The 18,428-nt window shown below is 57.5% G+C and carries 21 protein-coding genes; 9 read left to right on the plus strand and 12 right to left on the minus strand.

Features of this window, described 5'->3' with window-relative positions:
* The 7 genes from E8M78_RS23890 to E8M78_RS23370 form a co-directional block, all read right to left on the minus strand.
* Positions 1–378: ABC transporter substrate-binding protein (locus tag E8M78_RS23890; protein ID WP_246658372.1), on the minus strand; the 378-nt coding region annotated here is incomplete at its 3' end.
* Positions 379–486: 108 nt separating this feature from the next.
* Positions 487–840 (minus strand): DUF6867 family protein, encoded by a 354-nt coding sequence (locus E8M78_RS17400; RefSeq protein WP_137136238.1) that lies wholly within the window; start codon positions 838–840, stop codon positions 487–489.
* Positions 841–865: 25 nt separating this feature from the next.
* A complete protein-coding gene (locus E8M78_RS17405) occupies positions 866–1,594 on the minus strand; it encodes an ABC transporter ATP-binding protein (RefSeq protein ID WP_137136239.1) in 729 nt (242 codons plus the stop codon).
* A complete protein-coding gene (locus tag E8M78_RS17410) occupies positions 1,594–2,463 on the minus strand; it encodes an ABC transporter ATP-binding protein (RefSeq protein ID WP_137136240.1) in 870 nt (289 codons plus the stop codon). The genes E8M78_RS17405 and E8M78_RS17410 overlap by 1 nt, the downstream gene beginning before the upstream one ends.
* On the minus strand, positions 2,463–3,860 hold the full coding sequence (gene livM, locus E8M78_RS17415; RefSeq protein ID WP_137136241.1) for a high-affinity branched-chain amino acid ABC transporter permease LivM: 1,398 nt from the start codon (positions 3,858–3,860) through the stop codon (positions 2,463–2,465). The genes E8M78_RS17410 and livM overlap by 1 nt, the downstream gene beginning before the upstream one ends.
* A gap of 4 nt (positions 3,861–3,864) precedes the next feature.
* Positions 3,865–4,767, minus strand: a complete 903-nt coding sequence (locus E8M78_RS17420; protein WP_137136242.1) for a branched-chain amino acid ABC transporter permease — start codon at positions 4,765–4,767, stop codon at positions 3,865–3,867.
* A gap of 180 nt (positions 4,768–4,947) precedes the next feature.
* Positions 4,948–5,307 carry a hypothetical protein gene (locus tag E8M78_RS23370; protein ID WP_170973458.1) on the minus strand — a complete coding sequence of 120 codons (360 nt, stop codon included), beginning with the start codon at positions 5,305–5,307 and terminating at the stop codon, positions 4,948–4,950.
* A gap of 182 nt (positions 5,308–5,489) precedes the next feature.
* Here E8M78_RS23370 and E8M78_RS17425 point away from each other — a divergent pair, with 182 nt between their 5' ends.
* The 3 genes from E8M78_RS17425 (at position 5,490) to E8M78_RS17435 (ending at position 7,685) form a co-directional block, all read left to right on the plus strand.
* The gene (locus E8M78_RS17425) at positions 5,490–6,518 is read left to right on the plus strand and encodes a DUF2793 domain-containing protein (RefSeq protein WP_170973459.1); all 1,029 of its coding nucleotides are present in this window, start codon (positions 5,490–5,492) and stop codon (positions 6,516–6,518) included.
* 238 nt (positions 6,519–6,756) lie between these two features.
* Positions 6,757–7,032, plus strand: a complete 276-nt coding sequence (locus E8M78_RS17430; protein WP_062555519.1) for a DUF1153 domain-containing protein — start codon at positions 6,757–6,759, stop codon at positions 7,030–7,032.
* 371 nt (positions 7,033–7,403) lie between these two features.
* Positions 7,404–7,685, plus strand: coding sequence for a GNAT family N-acetyltransferase (locus tag E8M78_RS17435; protein WP_137136244.1), 282 nt, complete (start codon positions 7,404–7,406; stop codon positions 7,683–7,685).
* Positions 7,686–7,798: 113 nt separating this feature from the next.
* Here the strand turns inward: E8M78_RS17435 and E8M78_RS17440 are convergent, their stop codons facing one another.
* The gene (locus E8M78_RS17440) at positions 7,799–8,149 is read right to left on the minus strand and encodes a flagellar export protein FliJ (protein WP_062555520.1); all 351 of its coding nucleotides are present in this window, start codon (positions 8,147–8,149) and stop codon (positions 7,799–7,801) included.
* A 441-nt stretch (positions 8,150–8,590) separates the two neighbouring features.
* Between E8M78_RS17440 and ctrA the strand changes: the two genes are divergently transcribed.
* Complete coding sequence (gene ctrA / locus E8M78_RS17445) at positions 8,591–9,292, plus strand: cell cycle two-component system response regulator CtrA (RefSeq protein WP_062555521.1); 702 nt, start codon at positions 8,591–8,593, stop codon at positions 9,290–9,292.
* 208 nt (positions 9,293–9,500) lie between these two features.
* Here the strand turns inward: ctrA and E8M78_RS17450 are convergent, their stop codons facing one another.
* Together E8M78_RS17450 and E8M78_RS17455 are read right to left on the minus strand one after the other, a co-directional pair.
* Positions 9,501–9,863: a response regulator gene (locus E8M78_RS17450; RefSeq protein WP_137136245.1), complete on the minus strand. Its 363-nt coding sequence runs from the start codon at positions 9,861–9,863 to the stop codon at positions 9,501–9,503.
* Positions 9,864–9,959: 96 nt separating this feature from the next.
* Positions 9,960–10,607, minus strand: a complete 648-nt coding sequence (locus tag E8M78_RS17455; RefSeq protein ID WP_137136246.1) for a histidine phosphotransferase family protein — start codon at positions 10,605–10,607, stop codon at positions 9,960–9,962.
* A gap of 218 nt (positions 10,608–10,825) precedes the next feature.
* On the opposite strand from E8M78_RS17455, the gene E8M78_RS17460 reads away from it, so the two are divergent.
* On the plus strand, positions 10,826–11,410 hold the full coding sequence (locus E8M78_RS17460) for an EipA family protein (protein ID WP_137136247.1): 585 nt from the start codon (positions 10,826–10,828) through the stop codon (positions 11,408–11,410).
* A gap of 130 nt (positions 11,411–11,540) precedes the next feature.
* Entirely contained in the window at positions 11,541–12,722 is a 1,182-nt protein-coding gene (locus E8M78_RS17465) for a hypothetical protein (RefSeq protein ID WP_137136248.1), read from the plus strand.
* A 4-nt stretch (positions 12,723–12,726) separates the two neighbouring features.
* Here E8M78_RS17465 and E8M78_RS17470 read toward each other — a convergent pair whose 3' ends face one another.
* Complete coding sequence (locus E8M78_RS17470; RefSeq protein WP_137136249.1) at positions 12,727–13,569, minus strand: RNA methyltransferase; 843 nt, start codon at positions 13,567–13,569, stop codon at positions 12,727–12,729.
* 2 nt (positions 13,570–13,571) lie between these two features.
* Complete coding sequence (locus E8M78_RS17475; protein ID WP_137136250.1) at positions 13,572–13,955, minus strand: hypothetical protein; 384 nt, start codon at positions 13,953–13,955, stop codon at positions 13,572–13,574.
* Positions 13,956–13,997: 42 nt separating this feature from the next.
* Between E8M78_RS17475 and E8M78_RS17480 the strand changes: the two genes are divergently transcribed.
* The 3 genes from E8M78_RS17480 (at position 13,998) to E8M78_RS17490 (ending at position 18,398) form a co-directional block, all read left to right on the plus strand.
* Positions 13,998–15,023 carry an RluA family pseudouridine synthase gene (locus E8M78_RS17480; protein WP_137136251.1) on the plus strand — a complete coding sequence of 342 codons (1,026 nt, stop codon included), beginning with the start codon at positions 13,998–14,000 and terminating at the stop codon, positions 15,021–15,023.
* A 292-nt stretch (positions 15,024–15,315) separates the two neighbouring features.
* Positions 15,316–16,218, plus strand: coding sequence for an RNA polymerase sigma factor RpoH (gene rpoH, locus E8M78_RS17485; RefSeq protein WP_137136252.1), 903 nt, complete (start codon positions 15,316–15,318; stop codon positions 16,216–16,218).
* Between the two features lie 365 nt (positions 16,219–16,583).
* Positions 16,584–18,398, plus strand: a complete 1,815-nt coding sequence (locus tag E8M78_RS17490) for a methyl-accepting chemotaxis protein (RefSeq protein WP_137136253.1) — start codon at positions 16,584–16,586, stop codon at positions 18,396–18,398.
* The last annotated feature ends 30 nt before the right edge of the window (positions 18,399–18,428 follow it).

An 18,428-nucleotide genomic window follows, 5' to 3' on the forward strand; every position in this document is an offset into this window, starting at 1 on the left:
GGGGTTTGTGGACGCAGGCGTTACCTGCAGGATGCCGTTTTCGGCGTAGACTTCAGCCGTCGGAATGGAAACCGACGAGTTGAAGTGGCCCACCACGAACTTCACGCCATCGGCGACAAACTTGTTGGCAACCGAGACGCCCTGCTTCGGGTCGGACACGTCATCGCCGAGAACGATCTTGATCTTCTCGCCGTTGATGCCGCCAGCAGCGTTGATGTCTGCCGCAGCCTGTTCAGCACCCTTCTGGATCTGTGCGCCGAAAGCGGCATTGGGACCGGTCAGAGGGGCACCCACGCCGACCATGACGTCGGCCCAGGCGGAGCCGCTCATCGCCACGATGGCAGAAAAAGCAATTCCAGATAGAAGAGGATACTTCATGAGTTTCTCCCAAAATATGCGTTGAATAAAACAGTTGCGGCGCGAGACCTGAGCCTCGCGCCGCAAAATCAATGCGCAACACAACTATGGGTAGAAATCAACCTGTCGTCAAGTCTTGGAACGCCAGGAGAACGGTGAACTTTTTTCATAGAGCCAGTAGTAATTTTGACTCATCTGTTCCGTGCGGCGATGGCGGAACCCGGCAAAGGCAAAAACCAGGAGAATGGCGACATCCAGCAGGTAGAAGCCAAGGCTCAGGAACGGACCCTGGAAGAGTGAGAAGTGCAGGAAGCGCATCATCACGCCCAGAAGGAACGTATAGCCAATCACCAGCGGCGGATTGCCCCATCCATCGGCCACGGCACGACCCGTGCGCCAGGCAGTCCAGAAACCAATGAGCAGAACCACGAAGCGAAGCGCATAGCGGGCGCCGGTATCGCTTTCAAAGAAAAGACCTTGCATTGTCAAACCCTCCTTGCCACGGCGCTCAATGACGTCCGCCTTCGAGATAGGCGGCGCGAACCTCCGGATTGGCGAGCAACTCCTTGCCGGAGCCGCTCATCGTCACCCGACCGTTCACCATAACATAGGCACGATGTGACAGCTTCAGTGCCGCAAACGCATTCTGTTCCACCAGGAAGACGGTCAGACCTTCCTTCTCATTCAGGATCTTGATGGCTTCGAAGATCTGCTTGACGATAAGCGGTGCCAGCCCAAGGGAAGGCTCGTCCAAAAGCAGAAGCTTGGGGCGTGCCATCAGGGCGCGACCGATGGAGAGCATCTGCTGCTCGCCACCGGACAAGGTGCCGCCACGCTGGCTCTGACGCTCCCGCAGGCGCGGAAACAGCGCGAAAATCTTTTCGACGTCCTCATGGAAGTATTTCAGATTGTCGAGCCCCGCGCCCATCTGCAGGTTTTCATGGACGGTCATGCGCGGGAAGATACGGCGGCCTTCCGGCGATTGCGCAATGCGCAGCCGCGCAATCTCATGCGTCGGCATACGGGTGATATCGCGACCGTCGAATTCAACGCTGCCGTGACGTGCCTGCGGACTGCCGCAGATCGTCATCATCAGCGTCGACTTGCCGGCACCGTTGGCACCGATCAGGCTGACGATTTCGCCCTTTTTCACATCGATATCAACACCGGCCAGCGCGCGAATGTTGCCGTAATAGGTCTCGACGCCGGAGACCTTTAGAAGAGGTTCGCCAGACATCACTGCGCACTCCCGTCGAGTTCTTCATGAATGATTTCTTCCACCTCGTCGTCCTCGACGCCGAGATAGGCGGCAATCACCTTCGGATCATTTTTGACGTGATCCGGCGTGCCGTCGCAAATCTTCTGACCATATTCCAGCACCACAACGTGGTCCGAAATTTCCATGACCACCGACATGTCGTGCTCGATGAGCAGGATGGATGTGCCTGTCTCGTCGCGGATTCCGTTGAGAAGCACGTTGAGCGCCAGAGACTCCTTCGGGTTCAAGCCGGCAGCCGGCTCGTCCAGGCAGAGCAGTTCAGGCCCCGTGCACATGGCACGCGCTATTTCCAGACGACGCTGGGCGCCGTAGGAAAGATCGCCCGCCGGATCGTCGGCGCGGTCAATCAAATCTGCCCGCTCAAGCCACTGGCGCGCCGTCTCTATGGCGGCCTCGGCCTCGCGCTTGTAGGAGCCTAGGCCCAGAAGACCCATGACCGTGTAGCCGGAAGCCTTCATCAGCTTGTTATGCTGTGCCACGAGCAGGTTTTCGAGAACAGTCAGACCACCGAAGAGCCGGATGTTCTGGAAGGTACGCGCCACCTTGGCCTGCTTGGTTATATCGAAGTCCGACAACCGCTCGAGCAGGAACTTGTCACCGCCACGCTGGGACATCGTAATCATGCCCATGGTCGGCTTGTAGAAGCCGGTGATGCAGTTGAACACGGTCGTCTTGCCTGCGCCGTTTGGACCAATCAGGGCAGTGATATCGCCCCGCTTTACCTGAAAGGACAGGTCGTTGATCGCCATCAACCCGCCAAAGCGCATCGACAGATGCTCGACATTCAGAATGGTGTCTTGATTCATCGTCTGAGTTCCGGAGGTCATCAGCCGTGTCCCTCCTTGGTGAAGCTTCCGGAAACGGCCTTGCGTTCCTTGAGGAAGGCCGTCGGTTCACGCGAGCCTACAAAACCGCGCGGCTTGAAGAGCATGACCACAACCATGGCCAGACCGAAGATCAGCATGCGATAAAGTTCAGGCGTGAAATCATCGCCGAAAACGTGCTTCAGGAATTCCATTTCACGCAGCAACTCCGTGCCGCCGACCATAACGATCGCCGCAACGGCAATCCCTATCAGCGAGCCCATGCCGCCAAGAACCACGACCGCAAGAATGACCGCCGATTCCAGGAAGACGAAACTTTCCGGCGATACGAAGCCCTGGCGGGCCGCAAAGAACGACCCGGCAAAGCCGCCGAACATCGCCCCGATGGCGAAGGCTGTCAGCTTGGTCTTCACCGTATCGATGCCGAGAGACCGGCAGGCGATTTCATCCTCGCGCAACGCTTCCCACGCACGACCGATGGGCATGCGGCGCAGCTTCATGGTCACATAGGCCGTCAGCATGCAGAGGCCAAGAATGACGTAGAACAGGAAGATCTTGTAATAGGCCGAAGACATTGGCAGGCCGAACGCCTTGGCAAAGTTGTTCGATGCACCGACATCGAACGAATAGATGCCGAATACGGATGCCTTGGCGATACCGGAGATACCAGCCGTACCGCCCGTGACTTCGGTCCAGTTCATCAGCACGAGGCGGATGATTTCACCAAAAGCCAGCGTCACAATAGCAAGGTAATCGCCGCGCAGCCTCAAGACCGGGAAGCCGAGAATTATGCCCCAGAAAGCAGCCAGAATACCGGCCAGCGGCAGAAGGATCCAGAAGGACAGGCCAAACTGGTCTGAAAGCAGGGCGTAGGAATAGGCGCCCACCGCATAGAAGGCCACATAGCCAAGGTCCAATAGACCGGCGAGACCGACGACGACGTTCAGACCCCAGGCCAGCATCACGTAGATAAGGATCTGGATACCGAAGTTGTCGACGAATTTCAGCGAGCCCTGCACGCCATTCAGCATGACAGCCATTGGCGGATAGAGAACGAGGGCCACAAGTGCGATCTTGAGGAAGTGGGTCTGGAAAAAGCTCTTATGATCGGAGACTTCCGGAATACCGGCTTTCGCATTGGCCAGCTTACGCTGATCGATATGAGGCCTGATGAAGCCGACGACAAGAAAGCGACCCACTGCAGAGGCGATCACGAAGATAGCCAGCAGGCCCCAGCGAGTGCGCCAGACAAGCTTGTTGTCGATGTTTTGATAGGTCTCGATCCCCACATAGAGGAGAAACATTCCCAGAGCCAGCAGGCCCGCAAAGAGGCCTTCCTTGATGGCCTTTGCCATCAGGCCGGACGAGTCTTCACTCGTCGTGACAGGAGAGTTTGCCATATTCTTACACCTTCTCCACTTCAGGTCGGCCCAGAATGCCGGTCGGCTTGAAAATCAGCACGAAGGCGAGAATGGCAAAAGTCGCCACGTCCTTGTAGGCAATGGAGAAATAGGCAGACCAGAGGGACTCGATCAAGCCGATCAGAAGACCACCCAGGACTGCACCAGGAAGCGAGCCGATACCGCCCAATACCGCCGCCGTGAATGCCTTCACACCAGGAATGAAGCCATCAGCGAACGAAGCCACACCGTAATACATGAGGTACATCGAGCCTGCGACTGCCGCCAGCGCGGCACCCATGATGAAGGTAATGGAGATCGTCCGATCAACATCCACACCCAGCAGAGCCGCCATCTTTCGATCCTGCTCGGTCGCGCGCTGCGCACGGCCAAGCGGCGTCTTGTTGACGATGTACCAGAATACGAAAAGCAGGACGGATGTAACCAGAACGATCAGGATCTGCTTCAACGAAACCGTTACATCGCCAAAGTGGAATACATCATCCACCAGCGGCGGAATGGGCTTGTTGCGTGGACCCTGCGTGACCTGAATGAAGTTTTGCAGAACGATTGACATGCCAATGGCGGTGATGAGCGGCGCCAGACGGAAGGATCCGCGCAGAGGCCGATAGGCAACACGTTCGATTGTCCAGTTCCACAGGCTCGTCACAAGCATCGCGACGACGAGCATGACCAGAAGCGCCAGCGCGACCGGAACGCCTGCAACGAATGTTGTAAGAATAAGAAAGACGATCAGAGCAGCGAAGCCGCCAAGCATGAAGATATCGCCATGGGCGAAGTTGATCATGCCGATAATACCATAGACCATCGTATAGCCGATTGCGACAAGGCCATAGATCGATCCAAGAGTCAGCCCGTTCAGGAGCTGCTGGATGAAGTACTCCATTAATTTTCCCCCGCGGCGCAACCTGGCGGAGCCGTTGCGCCTCTGTATGTTTGGCCCTTATGGGTTCTTAACATTGGCCCGATTGATAACGTTTTCGTCCGAAATGTGAAGCAAAAAAGACTGCTGCGGCAAATCTTCCAACAACCTCGTCTTGAACTGATGCTAGAAAGAACAAAGGCATCAGGAAATCGGCAGCCGCTGCTGAAATTCTGGCCGTCTGCCAGCGGAGGCACAGGGCATGCTCGCCACACCGGCAAGCAGCACACGCAGGGCCTCCGCCGTAGAGCCGCAGCGAAACTCATGACAAGTCTTCGCTTTTTGCTTTCGCCATGAAGTATAGAGAAGCATGGAAGCTGGGCCGGTATCGGCGCAAAAAGCGCCCGTCCCACCGATCGCTCTGCTTTGCTCTGACGAAGCGGAGCGATCGGCAGGTTTGTCCGTGTGCGCGTTTGCCAAAGGCAAACGGCGCGGCGGGGTTTCCGATTGGCGGATGCCCGATGGCGAACCGGTCTTGCCCGATGCGGGAGCATCGAACTTCACCCGTTTCACCACCGGATCGCACGCGCCAATCGAGAAACAGAACTGACCCTGAGTTTACCGGAAGTGCTCTAGAACGCCACCCTGCTGACCTGCACCTATCATCGTTCCGTTCGGTGACACCCTGCTGCAGGAAGGCTGCATCAGTGTCGCCGATCGTCTTTGACTTCAGGAGATCGATGAAAATGGATAAGAGCCCTCGACTTTCATTACCATATATATTGCCGTCTCAGGCGCAGAAGCACCTGCCCCATAACGAGGCCCTGGACCTGCTGGATTGCCTGGTTCAACTCACCGTCGAGATGGAGGCGCAATCCCCCCCGGCTGAGGCCCGGAATGGGGAGTGCTACGTGGTGATCCCCGGGGCGACGGGTGCGTGGTCCGGCTATCATGGCATGATTGCGACGCTGAGAGATGGGGCCTGGAGCTTCTGGCAGCCATTGCCCGGGTATCGGGCATGGTTTCGCGCCGAAGCCGCCCTCAAGGTTTTCGATGGCGTGAACTGGATAAGGCCAGCGCTGCCGCAGGTGCTGACCCCGCAGAGGCTCGGCATCGGCGCAACTCCGGATGATTATAATAGGCTTCTGGTCTCCTCCCCCGCCACTCTGCTGAACCATGCCGGCAACTCGCACCGGGTTACCATCAACAAGGCAGCCACCGGCGAGACGGCCTCCATCCTGTTCCAGAGCAACTGGTCCGGCCGCGCTGAGATGGGCCTTGCCGGTTCGGACAGCTTTTCGTTCAAGGTGTCTTCCGATGGCGGGAACTGGAACACCGCACTGCACATCCGCCCTGACGGCGCTGTCGATCAGACTATGCGGCCTCTTGGACGGGTGCGCAATGAGGCAGGCTCGACCCTGGTGACCTCCGGATCCATCACCGGTTTTTCGACAGTCAGCCTGGAACAGGGGGGCATTTCGCTTGGCAGCATGCTTGCGGGCGGCGGCAAACCGGTGATCATTCCGATTGAGGGGCTCTACCAACTCCACCTCAAGGTCACGGTTTCTGCGTCCAGCACCTATCATGTGAGCCTGAACAGGGAAACCGGAGAAACTTTGACGACACTTCGCTTCCCCTCGTCCGCTCCCGTCAGCCTGTCCGGCTCGACCGTCGCCTCTCTCGCTGCAGGCGAAAAGCTGGTTCTCGCGCATCAGGGAACAGCGACCGTAACGGAAGGTCCAGCAGAAACAGAGCTGACGCTAATACGCCTCTGATTTCGACACCTTAACAACCTGGATCGGTCTTCGGCTGTCGTAGGTCCACCGGCAGCCGGCTTCATTCAGTAGCTCCAATTATATTAGAATTCATTAATTATAAACGACAGCGCAAGACTCCGCGCAATAAGTTTCGTCAAGGACAGTGATTCGGACAATTTGCGTTTTCGATTTAGTCAATTGTTAAAGCTGCGGCGCTACGGTCGCTCTCGTGGTCTTGTGTAATGTAGAGAGTCCAATGACCGAAATGATCCGTCCACGAGTAAAATATGTCATCGGCCCCGATGGCAGCCCCCTGACGATTGCTGACCTGCCCCCGGCAAATACGCGCCGCTGGGTCATCCGTCGTAAGGCAGAGGTGGTTGCAGCGGTGCGTGGTGGCCTTTTGAGCCTCGAGGAAGCCTGCGCACGCTATACTTTAACTGTCGAAGAATTCCTGTCCTGGCAGTCCTCTATCAACGATCATGGTCTGGCCGGCCTGCGGACGACGCGGATCCAGCAATATCGCCACTAGACAGGCATAACGCGCGCCTGTGCGCCTTAATATCCCCTGGCATTCCAGGGGTTTTCGCATGCGCCTATTCAAGGTGCCCGCCATCTTCCGCGCTCGCTATTCGCATCACGTCAGCCATAGACCACTTCGACAGATGCGTTAGCGCCCGCTCGGAATAAAACCTCCCCCCCTCTTTCAGTTCCGCTGGGTGCAACTGCACTGCATGGCTACTGGGTCTTGATCATTCCATTGCAAAGACACACGTCTCTGCTGAGATGCGCATCAGGCGCGGCACTGGCAATGCGTCCATGAACTGCATGGGCCCAGGCACTGCGTGGTGAGCGATGTGCTGCCTGCCTGAATTGACCAGGCTTCCGCCAATGGAGACGATCATGAATATCACACAGGGCGAAACGGGTTCGGGCGGCTTTTACAAGGCGCAACTGGAAGGCCACTACGGCGAGATGACCTATTCGAGAACATCCCCTCGCCTCATCATCATCGATCACACACAGGTAGACGATGCACTGCGCGGCAAGGGGGTCGGTCAGGCACTGGCCGAGTTCGCAGTCACGCAAGCGCGCACGAATGGCTGGAAGATCATTCCACTCTGCCCCTTCTTCAAGGCGCAGGTGGAAAGACATCCGGACTGGCAGGACATCATTCAGAAATAGATCATCAGCCCGGCACGGGCCCCGCTCCTGATTGTGCGGATAACAAGCAAGAAGCCCACGCCAGGTTTACCCTCGCGTGGCTTTCGTTTGTCGTTGAAACGGCGCGAACGATATCAGGCGCGGGCCCGAACCGTCGCATCCCTTTCTTCAAGTGCCGTTGCTTTTGCATGCTCGGCCTGGGCTTCTTCAAGCGCCAGTTCGGCTGCGTCCTGCTGCACCTTCAGTTCCTTAATGGAAACCTGAAGGTTATCGGCCCGCTGGCGAGCCGCCTTTGCAAAAGTTGGATATGCAAAGTGATTCGGATCGGAAATTCCCGATTTCTTCTCTTCCAGCGAAATCTGGTGCTCCAGTTCCTTCGCCATCCGTTCGAATTCGGCCATCATCATCTGCAACTGTTGCAGCTGTCGGCGTTTCTCATTCACCTGAAATTCCTTCAGGCGTACAAGGCTGTCACGCGTCTTCATACGCAATACTCCCGTGGATAGCGAGACCCCGGCCATTTCACACTCTCAAACCCTGAGTCCACAGTGCAACACTTGGGACATAAAAATTGCCGCGCCGTTAATTATTTTTCCCGCGCGGTAACCTTTCATTTACGGGCATCATTAATGATAGGGACGATCATTTAAGGGTCCGTAAATGCCATGGCCGAATTCGGCCGACGACAATGATGAGTCGTATGAATCACTTAAGGGAATTTCCTCCCAAAAAGATTCAGGTATGGCGCTGGCAGATTCACGAGAGAAATCAGGCGAATACCAAGTTTGTTTAACGAATTCCTATGCCTTGCCAAAGGGAGTCAGAGTTTGTTAACCAATTGGTGTCAGCTTCCAAATCAGGCAACGTCTGGATCCGTTTCGCGTTAGGGGGCAATCCACACCTTCGCGGCGGTTAAGGGGAAAATTATGCGGGTTCTACTCATCGAAGATGACAGCGCGACTGCCCAGAGCATCGAGCTGATGCTTAAGTCCGAGAGCTTCAATGTTTATACGACCGACCTCGGGGAAGAGGGCGTCGACCTTGGCAAGCTGTACGACTACGATATCATTCTTTTGGATCTCAACCTGCCGGACATGTCCGGTTACGAGGTTCTTCGTACGCTTCGTCTTTCCAAGGTAAAGACACCTATCCTCATCCTGTCCGGCATGGCCGGCATCGAGGACAAGGTTCGTGGTCTCGGTTTCGGCGCCGACGACTACATGACCAAGCCATTCCACAAGGATGAGCTGGTCGCACGTATTCACGCCATCGTCCGCCGTTCGAAGGGCCATGCACAATCCATCATCGTGACCGGTGAGCTGATTGTGAACCTCGACGCCAAGACGGTTGAAGTGGGTGGACAGCGCGTCCATCTGACCGGCAAGGAATACCAGATGCTCGAGCTTCTTTCCTTGCGAAAGGGCACGACTCTGACGAAGGAAATGTTCCTGAACCATCTGTATGGCGGTATGGATGAGCCGGAACTGAAGATTATCGACGTCTTCATCTGCAAACTGCGCAAGAAGCTGGCCAATGCCGCCGGTGGGGCGAACTACATCGAAACCGTTTGGGGCCGTGGCTACGTGCTGCGCGAGCCGGACGGCAGCGAATACGCCGAAACCGCCTGATACGGTTGCCATCCCGCAGGTTTCATCAAGAAGCGCCCGTAGCTTACGCTGCGGGCGTTTTGTTGTTTGTTTCAAACATACCCGTTCCAACCCAGGTTCAGGCAGCAGGGCACGGCGCGCGACAGGCAATCCTTAGCGTCAAGGTCGCCGTGCCGCAGTCGCCGCTGTCTCGCGCTTCAATGATCTATCGGTTGGAAAAAAGTGCCGATCAGGCAACCTTGGGCAGGTTGGCAAAGACCGAAGAGAGGATCTTGCGGTCAAAGGGCTTCAGCAGGAAATCATCTGCACCAGCCCGCTTGCCCTGCATCATCTTCTTGAGATCAGCTTCGATTACGCAATAGTAGATGCGAACCGCCTTGCCCTGCGGCAGGCCACGGACACCGGCAATCAGGTCCAGCGCACCATCCAGTGCGGCATCCACAATGAGGATAGAAGGGGTCTCCGCCTGACACCGCATCATTGCCTCGCGGCCGGACGTTGCTTCGACGACCAGAAAATCGAGTTCGGTCAGAATACGCTTGGCAACCGTCCGAACGATGTCTGAACTGTCGGCGATCATCAGGCGCTGCATCGAACCCTCCATTGGACCAAATGGACCAAACCCCGCGTACGTTTTCGCACGCGGGTTGAGGTTATAGAGTTCACGCTAATGAAAGGTTACCACCGTTCAGGCAACTGCACCTTCTGCGATAAAGGTGATGCGGTCTTCGTAGGAAACGTGTTTCAGTTCCATCCCGCACTCCTCGGCCAGAAGCACCGTGTAATAGGGCTGGATGGTGTGACCGTCGACAGCCTCTTCCAGCGTGCCAGAGTTGATTTCCACATACTTGGCAGGAACGCGCAGCATGCGGCCTTTCACGGTGATGGAGAATTTGGGGTCGGTCTCCACATCCTCCAGAACGATGTCCATGGAGCCGCCGCGCGGGATGGCGCTGTAGGCCACGAGGAAGAGGTTAAGCAGAAGCTTCACACGGTTCTTCGGAATGATGGCGCGCGGACCACTCCACGTGACCTCGGTCTTCTTTTCCGCCGCGGCAAAGTCTTTTGCCGCCTTTTCCGCTTCACCCGTATCGATGGAAGCGCCAACGGAACCGGAGGCCCCGAACGCCAGACGGGCAAACTTCAGCCGAACCGAAGCATTGAGGGCGGAGGTGCGGATCAGGTCCAGCGCATCGGCATCGGTGCCTCCTTCGTCCAACAGTTCGAGACCGTTGTTGATGGCGCCGACCGGCGAAATGACATCGTGGCAGACACGGCTGCACAGGAGCGCCGCCAGATCGGGACCGCTCAGAGTGAGGTTCGGATTCTTCGGCATGGATTTCGGTTCCTGTTCCGGTGGCTCTCGCAGGCGCGGCTTCGCGCATCACGAGGGACTGACATTGCAAGATTGCCCGGACCTGTTCTTCTCGACTTGGGTCCAGTGCTTCGCCGCCATAATGACACCATTTTTGGTAAACCGGTTGTTAACAGGATGGCAGCAGAATAGTGCAGCCGTGACCTAGGCATACGATTTTCGAACAAACGGACAGGCCCATGATCATCAGAAGACTTTCCGCTGTTGCCCGGCTCGTAGTCGCCACACTCGGCGCAACGCTGGCTTCAGTCATGTCCACGCCCGCACAGGCCCAATCGGGATCGCAATATTCGGTGCAGGAAATTGTCGATGCCGGACATGGCTTCTTCGGCTCCACCAGCGGCGGGCTGGCCAAGGTGGTGGAGAAAGCCTTCTCTCAATATGGTTTGCCGAACGGTTACATCCTCGGCCAGGAAGGGTCCGGTGCATTCATTGCCGGTCTGACCTATGGCGAAGGCGAGCTTTACACCAAGAATGCAGGTAAGCACCCGGCCTTCTGGCAGGGACCATCTCTGGGCCTGGACTATGGCGGCCAGGGCGCCCGCACCATGATGCTGGTCTATAATCTGCCGGATATCCAGAGCCTGTATGCGCGCTTTGGCGGTGTCAGCGGCTCTGCCTTCGTTGTGGCAGGGGTCGGGATGACGGCCCTTCGCAACGACCAGATTGTCCTCGTTCCAATCCGCACCGGGCTTGGCGCACGCCTTGGCGTCAATGTCGGTTATCTGAAGTTCACGCAGCAGCCGACATGGAATCCCTTCTGATTCCGCCAACCGGCAGCAGTCCATGCTGCCTTGCCGCGCCATCCTGCCTGTCAACGCAGTTGCACATATTGCTGTCCGGCACGCGATCGGTTAGCACTATCGGAAATTGCCAGCCTGCTGTGGATCTTCCGTGATACAATTCGCGCTACTCTTCGGGTTCGGCTTTCTGAGCGCCGTCCTGCTGGTCATGATCCTGGCACCGGCGGTCCATCGCCGCGTCGTCGTCTATACCGAGAACCGTCTCAAGGCCACAATGCCCATCAGCCCCTCGGAAGTGCGGGCGCAGCGGGATATGGCGCGCGCCGTCTACGCCGCCGAAAACGCACGCACCAAGCAGGAACTGCTGCAGGAGCGCGACAAGGCCGTCGGCATGCAGATCCGGTTCGACAAGCTGGCGGCTGAGGCGTCCGAACTGCATTCCAGCAACCACGAACTGCAGATGCAGGTTCAGGACATGAGCGCCGAGGCCGCCGATCTGCGCTCGCGCCTGCGTCGCGAAGAAGGCTTCATCCGGCAGTTGAAGGAATCGCTCCATCTGGTCGAAACCAACGTCTCCGCGCGGAACGAAACGATCGAGGCGCTGGAGCGGCGCATCACCCGGCTGACGGCGGAAATCGATGATCTACGCCTCGACCTGTCTGCGCGTGAGACCGAGATTGAAAGCAGCCGGTTGCGCGCGACGGCACTGCGCGAAGAACGCGATACTCTTCGGATCGACACGAAACTTCTGACGACGCGGGCAAAAGACGCCGAAATGCGTTTTCAGGAAGCAGAGCGCAAACTGGCACGGCTGGAAAAGAAGCTGGCAAGGGAAACCGCAGCGAAGGCGGATCTCGAAACGCGGCTTCAGTGGCGCGAGCAGGAACTGGATCGCATGCGCACCGCCCGCAGTGCCGGAGCGGAGGTGGTCCAGCCGGTCACCGGCAACTACCCCTTGCCGCGCAAGAAGCTCCCCGCCAATGCGAAGAAGGCAGCGGCGGCGGCACTTCTCGAAACCACGGATGATGACGAAGACCACATGTTGCCCGTACAAACGCTCGAAAGCGATCTTCGAAGCCGTTCCTCGGCACTCACGGCTCAATTGACGAAGGCGAAGACGAAGAAGGCCCAGGATGCTGTTCGCGCAGAACTTGCCGCCATCGCCGCCGACATGGTTGCCCTGACGGCTGTGAAGGATGGCAACGCAGAAGAGCTGAAAGCTTCGTTGCTCGCTGCCGCCAGGGAAAAGCCGGAAGACAGCGACCATATGAGCCTCGCCGAACGTGCAGCCATGGCGATCGACCGAGTTTCGCCAACACCGACAGCAGAATAGAAGATCAGCGGAGCAAATCCTGGCCGCGCGCCATCTCATAAAGCGCTATGCCGGTCGCGGTTGCCGCATTGAGGCTGTCCAGCTGTGGCATTTGCGGAATACGGGCCGTCTGGAAGCGTTGCATAATGTGGGCAGGCAATCCCTCGCCTTCCGTCCCCGTCACCAGTGCGACACGGGTTGCCTTCGCAACATCCCGGATATCGATCTCGCCACGTGGCGAAAGCCCGAAGATGGCAAAGCCCGCTCGATCCACGGTTTCCAGCAGCGAAAGCGCCGCGCCACCGCGCGCGAAAGGCACGGATAGAACAGAACCGACCGAGACCCGAAGAGCCTTGCGATAGAGCGGATCACAGGAGGTTTCGTCCAGCAGAAGCGCACTCACCCCAAAGGCCGCAGCGTTGCGGAAGATCGATCCTATATTGTCATGGTTGGAAATGCCACAGCAAACACCGATCAGGGCCTTTTCCGGCAGCGCGTTCAAAAGCGCATCCGCACCCTGCTCCAGCGCGCGGAAACCCAGAGCCAGGACGCCACGGTGAAGGTGAAAGCCCGCGATCTGATCGAGAACCGCAGCGGAGGCGACGTAGACCGGGACTTCGGCGGGAAACGCCGCCACAATGTCTGCTACCCCCTCCACCCGATTTTCCAACAGCAGCAGCTTTTCCGCACGAAACCGCGCCGCCGCCGACGCGTGGGCCGCAGCCAGCATGCGCAGCACGACCGTACCTTCCGCGATAAACTGCCCGTGACGGCCCACCAGATCCCGCTCCCGAATATCGCGAAACTCAGCGATACGTGGATCATGCGGATCGTTTATGCGGATGATCTGGCGGACAGTGTCACGCATGGTCAGTTGGTGACCGTCACATCCGCCACGATCCGGCCGACGGACAGATCGAAGATCAGCACCTTGCGCTCACCCTTCAGGCTGCCCCAGAACAGGATCTGGCTGCCGGAACTGGAGACGGACTGGATCTCGAAACCCTGCGGCAAGGCGGCGCGTGCGGAAAGCGGCTGGTCGGCGGGCACGGCAAACCCCACAGGGGCTGCTACCTTTTCGGCTTCCGGGCGGTTCTTCACCTTATAGACAACCGCGAACAACACGGCCATAAGGCTGACGATTATGATGCCGCTTGAGACGATCTGCAGACGAACCATCTTCCGCCGAACGTTTTCCATTACCGGATCGAGCGGCTCGTCGTCTTGCTGGTGCTCGGTATCATGATTGGCCATCAGTCAGGCGCCCTTGTTGTCAATGTCATCGGATCAGAAGAAATGAACGACCCCTTTAATCAAGGCGAGACGCCAAGGAAAGTGCTGACTGCCGGAGAAGATGCCGAAGGGCGGCTGGATTCATGGCTGACCGGCGTTCTGGAAGGGGAGTTTTCCCGCAATCGCATCAAGTCGCTGATCGAGCAAGGTGCGGTATACATTGATGGCAAACCCTGCCTTGAGGCGAAAAAGAAGGTTCATCCGGGCATGGTCGTCGAAATCGAGGCCCCCGAACCGGAAGATCCGGAGCCGAAGGGTGAGGACATTCCGCTGGAGGTTCTCTACGAAGACGATGACCTGATCGTGATCGCAAAGCCTGCGGGACTGGTGGTGCATCCGGGTGCAGGAAACTGGACCGGCACACTGGTCAACGCACTGATCCACCATTGCGGCGATAGTCTTTCGGGCATCGGCGGCGTCAAGCGACCGGGCATCGTGCATCGCCTCGACAAGGATACAAGCGGCGTCATGGTCGTTGCGAAGAACGATATGGCGCATCGCCATCTGGCGGACCAGTTTGCCGATCACGGCCGCACGGGCGATCTGGAGCGCGCCTATCTTGCCCTCGTCTGGGGGCGTCCGCAGCAACTGCGCGGCACGATCGATGCGCCACTGGGCCGCTCGACGGCAGACCGTACCAAGCGCAGCGTGAAGCGCGAGGAAAGCATGGATGCCCGTGAGGCGATCACCCATTACGAAGTCGTCGAACGCTTTCATGAGCTGCCGGATGCCACGGCCCTCGCCGCTCTCGTCGAATGCCGGCTGGAGACAGGGCGAACCCATCAGATTCGCGTTCACATGGCCCATATCGGTCATCCACTGATTGGCGATCCGGATTATGGCGCTGCGTTCAAAACCAAAGCCAACCGGCTGCCGGATGAGGCAAAGCACGCGGTCAATGGCTTCCACCGTCAGGCTTTGCATGCCTATCTTCTAGCCTTCGAACATCCACGGACTGGCGAGATCATGGAATTCGAGGCGCCCATCCCGGAAGATTTCGAGGAACTTCTCGAAGCACTTCGTGGATAGCCGACGCGAGCTGCAACATTTTACTTCCTTCTGCGTTTTAAGATGTCCGCCGGGTCGATTGTGCGCGTGAGACATTCGTCAGCCCTTCTGCGCGGGTAAATCTGCACTGCTCATCGACATGTCATGATCCAGCCAGATTCCACAGCGTATCTAGCCATGGACAGGCTTGAACGGTGTAAATTCAATACTTATCTGTCACGTGGCTTGGTGCGAGGTCGCCTAGACTCGCGCCGCACAGGCTCGCCAGCGGCAGACGCTTCCAGGGAGCCGGAAACGAAGAAAGGGGTGCTCTATGGCCCGCAACACACTTCCGTCCATCACAGCCGGCGAAGCCGGTCTGAACCGCTATCTGGACGAAATCCGCAAATTCCCGATGCTGGAACCGCAGCAGGAATACATGCTTGCAAAGCGGTATAATGAACATGGGGATCGCGACGCCGCACATCAACTGGTGACTTCGCATTTGAGACTCGTGGCAAAGATTGCCATGGGCTATCGCGGCTACGGCCTGCCGATCGGCGAAGTCGTCTCTGAAGGCAATGTCGGCCTGATGCAGGCGGTCAAGAAATTCGATCCCGAGCGCGGTTTCCGTCTGGCGACTTACGCGATGTGGTGGATCAAGGCCTCCATTCAGGAATACATCCTGCGCTCCTGGTCACTCGTCAAAATGGGTACGACCGCTAATCAAAAGCGTCTGTTCTTCAACCTGCGCCGCCTGAAGGGTCGCATTCAGGCCATCGACGAGGGTGATCTGAAGCCGGAGCAGGTCCGCGAGATTGCGACCAAGCTGAATGTCTCCGAAGAGGAAGTGGTTTCGATGAACCGTCGCCTGACGGGCGACGCCTCGCTGAACGCGCCCATTCGCGCCACAGAAGGTGAATCCGGTCAGTGGCAGGATTGGCTGGTCGACGACCACGACAGCCAGGAAGATGTTCTGATCGAGCAGGACGAGCTGGAAACACGACGCCGCATGCTGGAACGGGCGCTCAGCGTGCTCAATGAGCGCGAACGCCGGATTTTCGAAGCGCGCCGGCTGTCCGAAGACCCGGTAACGCTGGAAGAACTTTCCGCTGAATTCGATATTAGTCGCGAACGCGTGCGGCAGATCGAAGTCCGCGCCTTTGAAAAGGTACAGGAAGCCGTCCAGAAGGAAGCTCTGGCTGCGGCGAAGGCCTTGCGCGTCGTTGACGCGTAAGACGTACCTTGGAATGGCAGCACAACCCGCCGCCGGCGTGCCGCATTTTTCGGTCGAAAGCGCAAGTTTTCGGCATAGGCTATACTTTGTTACCGGGTGGCGAATGCATTGGCATTGCGGTTTCGTTCATGCACAGGTCCAGCTTCCCGTTGATTTAACGATAAAAAATTAGAGAATAATAATCTATTACATTAAACATGAAGAACTTAACCCCTAATTGTTGTGGAGAGACATTAAGCTTTCGGTTACCTCGCAGGCACATATCTGCATGAAACGTCAGGATGTAACTGGCTGCGCGCCCTCTTGAGGGTTGTCGCACGGCCGATCCTGACGGTTGTTCCTGTGGGCATAGATCGGGGTCAAGCATGTTTCCATTCGCATCCGGTACTGACAGCGCAAAATTGACAGCCATCGACATGCTCACCGCAAATGTCATGATTGCGGATGCCAAGCTGAACATTATCTACATGAACGGTGCGGTACGCGAACTCCTGCAGGAAGCGGAAAGCGAGTTGAAGCAGGAGCTTCCCCGTTTCGACATGCGCACGCTTCTCGGCAGCAACATCGACATCTTCCACAAAAACCCGTCCCATCAGCGCAAGATGCTGGCAGGTCTCACCAAGCAGCACAGAGCTACCATTCATGTCGGCAACCGCGCATTTGACCTGATCGTAAACCCGATCAAGCGCGGCAGCACCATCACCGGTTTCGTGGTCGAATGGGCAAATGCCAGGGAGCGCATAGAGAACACGGATTTCCGCAAGCAATTGCAAGCGATCAGCCGCGCGCAGGCCGTGGTCGAGTTTTCACCGACCGGCGAAATCATGAGTGCCAACGAGAACTTCCTGAAGGTTGCGGGATACACCCTGGGTGAGCTCAAGGGCAAAAACCACAGAATTCTTGTTCCAGTTGGAGCAGCAGGCGACGAAGAATACAAATCGCTCTGGGCGGCATTGAACGCAAATGAGCCGTTCGTGGGCGATGTCGTCCGCACCGGTAAAAATGGTAAGCCCATTTTCCTGAATGCCTCCTACAATCCAATTACCGACGAAAACGGCAAGGTTGTGAAAGTGGTCAAGTTTGCCACCGATGTCGGCGGCCGCGTCCACGCCGTCAATACCATCGGGGATTGTCTCGCGAAGCTTGCAGATGGTGATCTTTCCTTCAGATTGGATGAAGCCTTCAACAAGGATTTCGAGAACCTTCGTCAGAACCTGAACGACGCAGTTTCGCGACTTGGCGAAACCCTCTCGGTGGTATCGCGCACGGCGGAAATGATCGATAGTGGCTCGCGTGAGATCAGCGGAAGCGCTCAGGATCTTTCCAAGCGCACGGAACAACAGGCAGCCTCACTGGAAGAGACCGCAGCAGCTCTCGACGAAATCACAGTGAACGTCCGTAACGCGTCGGCCCGCACGGACGAGGCACGCGAAGCCAGCGAGACGGCGGACAAAAGCGCCAACCATTCCGGCAAGATCGTATCGCAGGCCGTTGGAGCCATGGCACGCATCGAACAGTCGTCGCAGCAGATTTCCAACATCATCGGCGTCATCGACGAGATTGCTTTCCAGACCAACCTGTTGGCGCTGAATGCCGGCGTTGAGGCCGCACGCGCTGGCGAGGCAGGCAAGGGCTTTGCCGTGGTGGCGCAGGAAGTGCGTGAACTGGCACAGCGTTCCGCCCAGGCTGCCAAAGAGATCAAGGAGCTCATCCGAAATTCGACAGAAGAGGTCAATAACGGGGTCAAGCTTGTCAGCGAAACCGGCGAAGCTTTGAAAACCATCCAGCAGAACATCGCAGCCGTGAATGAACACATGCAGTCCATTGCAAGTTCCGCGCGTGAACAGTCGACAGGTCTCTCCGAGGTGAACACCGCCGTCAACCAGATGGACCAGATGACCCAGCAGAATGCCGCGATGGTGGAAGAAACCACGGCGGCCAGCGCATCTCTGGCACAGGAGGCCGAACAGCTTCGCAATCTGATCAGCGGCTTCGTGCTACCACAGGCAAAACAGCGTCCGGTTCAGGCCTCCGCCAGCCGACCCCCAGTCCAACGGCCAGCAACCAGCCATCAGGCACCGGCACAACCGCGCGCTCCGGCATCTGCTCCACGTCGCCCCGCCGCTCCGGCAGCAGTCGGCAACACCGCCTTGAAGACAGACGACTGGGAAGAATTCTGAGAACCGACACCACTTGATCGTCTAGATGTC

The organism is Rhizobium sp. FKY42 (assembly GCF_005222835.1).
Classification (GTDB): domain Bacteria; phylum Pseudomonadota; class Alphaproteobacteria; order Rhizobiales; family Rhizobiaceae; genus Neorhizobium.

Excerpts from the sequence above, each read along its gene's own strand:
- E8M78_RS17400 (WP_137136238.1), bottom strand. The coding sequence starts at position 840 with ATGCAAGGTCTTTTCTTTGAAAGCGATACCGGCGCCCGCTATGCGCTT.
- E8M78_RS17405 (WP_137136239.1), bottom strand. The coding sequence starts at position 1,594 with ATGTCTGGCGAACCTCTTCTAAAGGTCTCCGGCGTCGAGACCTATTAC.
- E8M78_RS17410 (WP_137136240.1), bottom strand. The coding sequence starts at position 2,463 with ATGACCTCCGGAACTCAGACGATGAATCAAGACACCATTCTGAATGTC.
- livM (WP_137136241.1), bottom strand. The coding sequence starts at position 3,860 with ATGGCAAACTCTCCTGTCACGACGAGTGAAGACTCGTCCGGCCTGATG.
- E8M78_RS17420 (WP_137136242.1), bottom strand. The coding sequence starts at position 4,767 with ATGGAGTACTTCATCCAGCAGCTCCTGAACGGGCTGACTCTTGGATCG.
- E8M78_RS17425 (WP_170973459.1), top strand. The coding sequence starts at position 5,490 with ATGGATAAGAGCCCTCGACTTTCATTACCATATATATTGCCGTCTCAG.
- E8M78_RS17430 (WP_062555519.1), top strand. The coding sequence starts at position 6,757 with ATGACCGAAATGATCCGTCCACGAGTAAAATATGTCATCGGCCCCGAT.
- E8M78_RS17435 (WP_137136244.1), top strand. The coding sequence starts at position 7,404 with ATGAATATCACACAGGGCGAAACGGGTTCGGGCGGCTTTTACAAGGCG.
- E8M78_RS17440 (WP_062555520.1), bottom strand. The coding sequence starts at position 8,149 with ATGAAGACGCGTGACAGCCTTGTACGCCTGAAGGAATTTCAGGTGAAT.
- ctrA (WP_062555521.1), top strand. The coding sequence starts at position 8,591 with ATGCGGGTTCTACTCATCGAAGATGACAGCGCGACTGCCCAGAGCATC.
- E8M78_RS17450 (WP_137136245.1), bottom strand. The coding sequence starts at position 9,863 with ATGCAGCGCCTGATGATCGCCGACAGTTCAGACATCGTTCGGACGGTT.
- E8M78_RS17455 (WP_137136246.1), bottom strand. The coding sequence starts at position 10,607 with ATGCCGAAGAATCCGAACCTCACTCTGAGCGGTCCCGATCTGGCGGCG.
- E8M78_RS17460 (WP_137136247.1), top strand. The coding sequence starts at position 10,826 with ATGATCATCAGAAGACTTTCCGCTGTTGCCCGGCTCGTAGTCGCCACA.
- E8M78_RS17470 (WP_137136249.1), bottom strand. The coding sequence starts at position 13,569 with ATGCGTGACACTGTCCGCCAGATCATCCGCATAAACGATCCGCATGAT.
- E8M78_RS17475 (WP_137136250.1), bottom strand. The coding sequence starts at position 13,955 with ATGGCCAATCATGATACCGAGCACCAGCAAGACGACGAGCCGCTCGAT.
- E8M78_RS17480 (WP_137136251.1), top strand. The coding sequence starts at position 13,998 with ATGAACGACCCCTTTAATCAAGGCGAGACGCCAAGGAAAGTGCTGACT.
- rpoH (WP_137136252.1), top strand. The coding sequence starts at position 15,316 with ATGGCCCGCAACACACTTCCGTCCATCACAGCCGGCGAAGCCGGTCTG.
- E8M78_RS17490 (WP_137136253.1), top strand. The coding sequence starts at position 16,584 with ATGTTTCCATTCGCATCCGGTACTGACAGCGCAAAATTGACAGCCATC.